This window comes from Stenotrophomonas sp. GD03794 (assembly GCF_029842145.1).
GTDB lineage: Bacteria > Pseudomonadota > Gammaproteobacteria > Xanthomonadales > Xanthomonadaceae > Stenotrophomonas > Stenotrophomonas riyadhensis.
Genome location: NZ_JAOCFV010000005.1, coordinates 169,299 through 176,080 on the forward strand (window position 1 = coordinate 169,299; position 6,782 = coordinate 176,080).

Genomic DNA, 6,782 nt, shown 5'->3' on the forward strand with positions numbered 1-6,782 from the left:
TCAGCTGGTGCCGCAGGGGGCCATTCAAATGAGCCAGGTAGCCGCCCTTTTCGTTCGCCGTGATTCGACCTACAAGGCAATGTCTGGCGTTGATGCGTTCGATTTTGACCGCAACGCCCTGAGCTTCGCTGGCGGCATGCCGGTGGTAGCCCATCCCCCTTGCCGGTCATGGGGCCGCCTTCGTGCCTTCGTCACCCCGGCACCCGGCGAGCGCGACCTGGCCATGTTCGCCGTCGCCCAGGTGCGGAAGTGGGGCGGGGCGTTGGAGCATCCTGCCGGCTCAACATTGTGGGCAGCAGCAGGCCTGCCGGCACCTGGCCAGCGCGATGCATTTGGCGGGTGGACGCTGCCGATTCTTCAGAGCGCATGGGGGCATCGCGCCGATAAGCCGACCTGGATCTACATCGTCGGCATCGAGCCTGGCGAACTGCCGGCCATGCCGCTGCGCTTGGGCCGTTCCACCCATGTCATTGCGCAGGGGCGCACGCGTAAGGACGGCACGCGCATTCGCAAGGGTGATGCCGAATGGCGCCCTGAGGTGACCAAGGCCGAGCGCGAGCACACGCCGGCTGCATTGGCAGCCTGGCTGGTTGATCTGGCCCGGCTTTGCTCGAGGGTTGAGCAGAGGAGGGCTGCGTGATGGCCGGCGAGTTGGGACTCCCCTCGTCTAACAGGGGAGTCAGTGAATTCAGGAACGCCGATGGAACCCTGACGGTCGGCATTGACTGGTTTTCCGCTTCCATCGACATGCTGGAAACCCTTCGACAGGTCGGCTTCCTCGATGGCGACTCGTATGAGGACATTCGGCAGTGGATCGACCTGACCGGCGATAACGCACGCGTGGTGGCGCTCCAGGTGTTCTGCTGGTTCTTCGCCGGGCTTGGCCTGGAGCTGGATGAGGCGGCGAGCCCTGGCCGCTTCTACCAGTGGCGAATCAAGATCATCAATGCCGCCAAAGAATTCGTCGGCATGATCGAGCTGGGCGGGGAGCATTGCCGCCGCGCGGACGGCACTTACACCGTGCGCATCGAACTCACGGGCGATGGATGCAAGGCCATTGGCGCAGCGCGCTGCGGCCATGCGAAGCGGTGGCTGGAGCTTCGAGCGAAGCTCGAAAGCTGCGCCGGAAGAATCACCCGTGTGGACGTGTGCGCCGACGACCTGGTCGGAAATTATCCGCTTGGCTTGGCACAGACCTGGTACAGCCAGGGCGAGTTCGACAACCGCGGCCAGCGCCCGAAGGCACAGACGATTGACGATCACGACAGTGGTGATGGCAAGACCTTCTATGTCGGCGGCAAGAAGTCTGAAAAGCAGCTGCGCGTCTATGAGAAAGGGAGGGAGCAGGGCGACAAGAATTCACCGTGGGTGCGCTATGAGGCCCAGTTCCGTGCGTCCAACCGCAAGGAGCTTCCCCTGGACATTCTGCGCGACCCTGCGTCTTACCTGCTTGGCGCCTATCCGGTGCTGCACTTCCTCCATTGCGTCGCCACACGCATCGACATTACCAAGGCCGCAGTTGAAGCGACCTGGAAAAGCGCTCGCCGGCATATCCGCCGCCAGTACGGCGCGGTCCTGAACTTCATCTCCAAGAACTGCCCGGACGATCAGTCGCTGCGGGCAGTCATCGAATCCTGCACCTCGCCAAAGCTGCCGAGGTGGGTCACAGGCGAAACAGCAGCGCATTGGCCCGAAATCGCGGCCGTACAACGAACCCAAGAGGGGTAACAGCACATGAGCATCAAGGTCACCGTCCTGAAGAACGAAATTGACGAACGCGGCGGCAGCTTCAAGAACGACGCCGGCGAAAACGTCGAGTACACCACCCGCAAGCAGAAGGGGAAGCTGGAGACGGGAGGGTTCGCCTATCCGTTCGCCGTGCGCTTGGACAAGGGCCAGCCTGGTTACCCCGAGGGCGAATACGAGCTGGACGTGGAATCCATGATCCAGGTCAACAAGGGCGTGGCAACCCTGAGCAAGTTCACCGTGCTGCGCCAGCCGCAGAAGGCTGCACCGCGCGTGGCGGCGCAGGGCTAAGCCATGGCCGTGTGCGTGACTCTGACCCCTGAGGGGACGCTCGTACCCACCGGGGATTCTGCATCGCAGTGTGGTGGTTACGTGCTTGTGTCAGGGGCGGAGCACGCACAGGCCTCGATTCTCATAGAGCTTTTCCAGTGGCCAGAACCGGAAGTGGCCGCTGGCTGGTTCTCGGGGGTGTTCACCCTGGTCCTTGCACTCAACGTGCTGGGCTACGTGGTGGGCGCCGTCGTGAAGTCGGTCAGTACAGAGCGGGATTGACCACCCCACCCAACGCGCACAACGCGCATCACAGAAGGAGTAGTGCAATGGATTTCGACAGCATTCTGACCGGCCTCGCGGCTACCAGCGCGGTTACCGCCATCATCGGCGCCGGCGCCATCAAGGCCGCACCTGGCTTTGCTCGCTGGGCAACCAACAAGGTTGCAACCTTCTTCCGCTGAGTGCGGGAGAGGCGCAACGGGGAGGGGCTGGGCAACCGGCCCCGATTCCTATGAAGACACAGCCCGATGACGTCAGTACCGAAGAGAGCCAGGACGATTGGTGCCCGGAGTGCGGCGGTGATGACGTGATCGAGTTGGACGATGGCAGCTTGTGGTGCCTTGAATGCCGGGCGGTCATCGACTACTAGGGGGACTGCGATGGATTTTAGCGGCGTTTTTCTCGGACTTTCAGTCGCACAGGTAGTGGCTGCAATCGTGGGCGCCGGCACCGTCCTGGCACTTCCGCTGTTTGGCCGGTGGTGCGTCGAGAAGATCGCAGGGTTCTTCGAGGATCGCGAGGACCTGGACGCCGATGAGCATGCCGACGATGAGGCCGGCGAGGTTGATGAGGTCGTGTGCGGAGATGCCGGCCATGACTATGACGGCGGTGAGTGCGTCTTCTGCGGCGCACCGGAAAGGGAGGAGTGAGGATGCTTGTGTGCATGGTCTTTGCGTTCATTGGCGGCCTTGCTGGTCATGCGGTCGCACTGGCATTCAATGAGGCAAGTCAGTGACGCTCGCCCGATGTGCAGTGCTCGCTGTACTTCTTGCCTTCGGGCTGATGCCTTTCGTGGCGTTTGCGGACGACCAGGGCGAGGCGTATGCGAAGTGCCTCAAGGAGGTAGCCAAAGCATCCGGGGAGAGGATCACTGATCGCCAGTGTTTGCCCGAGAGTGTCTCTGGCGGAGGGCAGCTTGGTGGCATCTATCGCGCCTACTACCGCCTTCGGAATAGTAGCGGTGGCGTATCCGGCCTTATTCAGTACGGCCCCGACTTTCCTTGGATGAAGGCGTGCAGCGCCCGACCGGAGGAACTTGGCTGGAAGGGTGGTGGCGACAACGGCCTAGGCAGTGTTTGCAGTAGCGGCTGCACGTATGAGGGTTCGCTCTATGCGCAGTCCCCAACGGGGCGTCTATTTACGCCTACCGGTGAGGCGTGCAGCACGAACGACCACCCGGAGCCAACCAATCCCGATCCCGGCGAAGGGGGCGGCGATGGCGGCGGCACTGGTCCTGGTGATGGTGGTGGCGATGGTGGTGGTACAGATCCGGGAGGCGGTGACGGCGGCGGCACCGGCGGCGGTGATGGCGGGGGCGGCACAGGGCCTGGTGATGGCGATGGCGGCGGTACCGATCCAGGTGGTGGAACCGGGCCAGGTCCGGGGCCTGGCACGGGAGAGGGCGGTGAAGGCGGAGGGGCAGGGCCGACGACCGGGCGCCTGTACAAGAAGTCAGGCAAGACCGTCGCCAAGGTGCTCGCCGATTTCAAGGCCGGCATTGAGGGTGCGCCGATCCTGTCCAAGGTGAAGGGCTTCTTTGGCACCTGCACGGGCGGCGGCTCGTGCCCGACAGCGTCCTGGGACGGTGGCCAGTATGCCGGCAAGTTCGACCTGGCCAGCCTGTGCAGTGGGCCACTGTTGCAGCTGTTCCAGTACGCGGGGTTCGTTTTCCTCGCGGGCATGGGTGTTGTCGCCCTGAGGTGGGCATTGCTATGAAGCGCAAACACCTGGTGGTGCTCGCCGCTGCGTTGGCAGTGCTGGTGCTGTCCGCATCCTGGGCTTACGCCGATGGCGTGGGCCCGGTGACCGCCATTACAGCCTGGGCCAAGGAACAGATCACGTCGTTGTGGGCCGATTTCATCGACTTCATGACGGACCTGCAGACGGACTTCATCGAGCTAGTGCTGTCCTACGTCAAGGCGTTGGTCTACCTGATCCCGGCACCGGACTTCCTGTCTCAAATGAGCTTCTGCGCGATGCTTACTGCGGCTGGCCCGTGGACGGCCTTCATCGTGGCCCAGCTACGTGTTGGTGAAGCCATCGCGCTGCTCACCGCGGCGCTGGTCTTCCGCCTCGTGCGCGTGTTCCTGACCCTATTCCAGTGGACGTAACGAAATGATCTTCGGTCACGAAGGACTGCCGCGGAGCGGCAAGAGCTACGAAGCAGTGCTGCACCACATCCTGCCGGCGCTACGTGCAAAGCGGCATGTGTACGTGCGATTGAATGGGGTAGGGGACAAGCTCGACAAGATCGCTGCTCACCTGGAAATGCCGGAAGAAGAGGTGCGCAGCCTGGTGCATGTGATGGGTGACAAGGAAGTCGTTGAATGGTGCGTTTGCGACACTGACAACGACGGCGGGGTCACGTTCCCGCATGTCGAAAAGCACGCCCTGATCGTTATCGATGAGGCGCACGAGTACTGGCCGACCAACCGGGCGAATCTGCCGGAGCGCGCGGCCAACTTCTTCGCCAAGCACGGCCATATCAGCCTGGACATGGTCATCATTTCTCAGGACTGCAAGGACTTGCATCGGCTGATCATTCGCCGCATGGCGAAGAAGAACACGTACACGAAACTGGATGCCCTCGGGTCGGATCAGCGCTACTCGGTCAGGTTCTACGCCGCCACGGGCACCGGCAAGTATGAAACGGTCGGCACCGAAACTCGGAAATACGATCCGGCAATCTGGGATCTGTACCACGGCGTGCAGCCTGGCATCGAAAGTAATGAGGTCTATAAGGGCAACACCCGCACGCTGTGGCGCACTCTGCGTGGGCCTTCGATTCTCATGGGCCTGGCCCTGATCGTCGGCATCTATGTGCTCGGCCGGTTCTTCTTCTCTGGTGGGGATTCAACGGGGACGGCTGGCAAGGTGAAAGAGGCTGTGGCTTCGCAGAAGGCGGCCGTTCCGGCGATGGGTCATGCACCTGGAGCGCAGCCGGCAACGGTGGTGACGAAGGTGGCGGATGCGCCTAAGCAGAAAGAGGTCCTACCAGCCGGCGTGCAATACATCCTGGATATGGCTGCCCAAGCCAGGGCACGGCACGCCGGCTGGTATGGGCACCGCGATATTGTCGAGTTCCGGGCATCGGGCGGTGGCCAGGTGCTGGACCGGTTCACTACCGAGCAGCTGTGGGCGTTGGGCTGGTCCGTCAAGCGGACGGAGTTCGGTGTGCTGCTGTCAGCAAAAGGCCATGAGATCATCGCGACCACCTGGCCCGTTGATCCGTTCGGCGAACAATCCGATTCGACCACCGAGCGCATCAGGGCTGCGGCGGGGGCGCCTGTGACGAGCGCGAGCGAGACACAGCCGACCGCCGCCGCGGCCAACGGGAGCACTCTGATTGCAGTTGGGAAGCGCCCCATGGGCACGTTCCCAGAGACGCCGCCGTATCCGGCGAGCTTCTGATTTTCGCGATGGGATACCATGCCCCCAAACTCGGGGGCGAAATGGACATTCGATCAGGCCTAGTTCTGGCTCTACTGCTGCTTTCGGCACCTACGCATGCGCAACAACTGCGCTCGGCCACCGGCCCGCAGCCAGCGCCCAGGTACACGCCGCCAACACCGAAGGCGAGCAACCTTGGTGCTGAGCCGCTGAAATGCCAGCAGCACGTGGATCCGCGCATTCGGCTCTATTGCGCTGACATTGAACGATCCTTGATCCAGAGCGAGGCGCATCGCCAAGGCATACCAACGCCATCGAGCAAGATTGTGCGCATGCCAGCCTATGGGAGCGCTGAGGCAAAGCAGCTGGGCGCTGCCTGCATGGGGGGCACTGCAATGCGCCGCCTAAACAACGGCTGGGAACAGTTGCGAAATGCGAAGGGCGAATGGCTGCGCTGCCGCGAGCAATGAATCGGGGTGTAGGGGCAGCGCCCCTACGGGAAACGCCTCACACGCGCTGGCGAGGTTTCGGCCCCGGCACCGGCAGGACACCGGCAACAGGATCGGCGTCAGGACCAGCCATCACCGTGGAAGACCGCTTTGCGCGGCGATGGGCAACCTCAGCCAGGTCAACGATGCCTGCACGCCCGAATGGCCGTTTCTGACCGCCTCGGGCAATCTCCATCATGCGGCGCCATTCCTGCGCTTGTGCGGCCAGCAGGGACAGCCACGCAAGGTCCTGCGGTTCCAACTCGCGGCCTTCAGGTGTAACCAGCCGGCCACGCTTGAACGAAAAACCGGCCCAAGGGCCGGTTAGGTTGCGATCACGCACAATCAGGCTCCATGCCACAGCAGGGCCAAGGGTCGAGGCAAGCTTCGTGCCAGTCTGGCCCAAACCTTGCGAACATAATATACATTATGCGAAATCATGGATCGGCCGAATCCGAGGGTTGGCAGGGAATCGTTACGAACACGGCCAGATCTTCGCTAACCGATTGATGGATCGGTGAATTCTACCCTCGGCCGCCCTTGCAGGGTCGGACTGACGGGCCAACTAAGGCTGTACCTCTGCGCCAAGTGAATTTGTACTCCTAT

11 protein-coding genes are annotated in these 6,782 nt (G+C 62.6%); 10 read left to right on the plus strand and 1 reads right to left on the minus strand.

Annotated features, from left to right (window positions below):
• Positions 1-28: 28 nt before the first annotated feature.
• The 10 genes from N5D91_RS05005 to N5D91_RS05050 all read left to right on the plus strand — a co-directional run bounded on the left by N5D91_RS05005 (position 29) and on the right by N5D91_RS05050 (position 5,709).
• The gene (locus N5D91_RS05005; protein WP_258011535.1) at positions 29-640 is read left to right on the plus strand and encodes a hypothetical protein; all 612 of its coding nucleotides are present in this window, start codon (positions 29-31) and stop codon (positions 638-640) included.
• Entirely contained in the window at positions 640-1,728 is a 1,089-nt protein-coding gene (locus tag N5D91_RS05010; protein WP_180854382.1) for a replication initiation factor domain-containing protein, read from the plus strand. The genes N5D91_RS05005 and N5D91_RS05010 overlap by 1 nt, the downstream gene beginning before the upstream one ends.
• A 6-nt stretch (positions 1,729-1,734) precedes the next feature.
• Positions 1,735-2,037: a single-stranded DNA-binding protein gene (locus tag N5D91_RS05015; RefSeq protein WP_180854381.1), complete on the plus strand. Its 303-nt coding sequence runs from the start codon at positions 1,735-1,737 to the stop codon at positions 2,035-2,037.
• 81 nt (positions 2,038-2,118) lie between these two features.
• Positions 2,119-2,298, plus strand: coding sequence for a hypothetical protein (locus N5D91_RS05020; RefSeq protein ID WP_258011534.1), 180 nt, complete (start codon positions 2,119-2,121; stop codon positions 2,296-2,298).
• A gap of 47 nt (positions 2,299-2,345) precedes the next feature.
• Positions 2,346-2,480, plus strand: coding sequence for a capsid protein (locus tag N5D91_RS05025; RefSeq protein ID WP_164088549.1), 135 nt, complete (start codon positions 2,346-2,348; stop codon positions 2,478-2,480).
• 50 nt (positions 2,481-2,530) lie between these two features.
• The gene (locus tag N5D91_RS05030) at positions 2,531-2,668 is read left to right on the plus strand and encodes a hypothetical protein (protein WP_180854379.1); all 138 of its coding nucleotides are present in this window, start codon (positions 2,531-2,533) and stop codon (positions 2,666-2,668) included.
• 67 nt (positions 2,669-2,735) lie between these two features.
• The gene (locus N5D91_RS05035) at positions 2,736-2,948 is read left to right on the plus strand and encodes a hypothetical protein (RefSeq protein ID WP_219635014.1); all 213 of its coding nucleotides are present in this window, start codon (positions 2,736-2,738) and stop codon (positions 2,946-2,948) included.
• Between the two features lie 103 nt (positions 2,949-3,051).
• The gene (locus tag N5D91_RS05040; RefSeq protein WP_180854378.1) at positions 3,052-4,014 is read left to right on the plus strand and encodes a hypothetical protein; all 963 of its coding nucleotides are present in this window, start codon (positions 3,052-3,054) and stop codon (positions 4,012-4,014) included.
• Positions 4,011-4,409, plus strand: a complete 399-nt coding sequence (locus tag N5D91_RS05045) for a hypothetical protein (RefSeq protein WP_180854377.1) — start codon at positions 4,011-4,013, stop codon at positions 4,407-4,409. The genes N5D91_RS05040 and N5D91_RS05045 overlap by 4 nt, the downstream gene beginning before the upstream one ends.
• 4 nt (positions 4,410-4,413) lie before the next feature.
• Entirely contained in the window at positions 4,414-5,709 is a 1,296-nt protein-coding gene (locus N5D91_RS05050; protein WP_180854376.1) for a zonular occludens toxin domain-containing protein, read from the plus strand.
• Positions 5,710-6,195: 486 nt separating this feature from the next.
• Here the strand turns inward: N5D91_RS05050 and N5D91_RS05055 are convergent, their stop codons facing one another.
• A complete protein-coding gene (locus tag N5D91_RS05055; protein ID WP_180854375.1) occupies positions 6,196-6,519 on the minus strand; it encodes a DUF3653 domain-containing protein in 324 nt (107 codons plus the stop codon).
• Positions 6,520-6,782 lie beyond the last annotated feature (263 nt).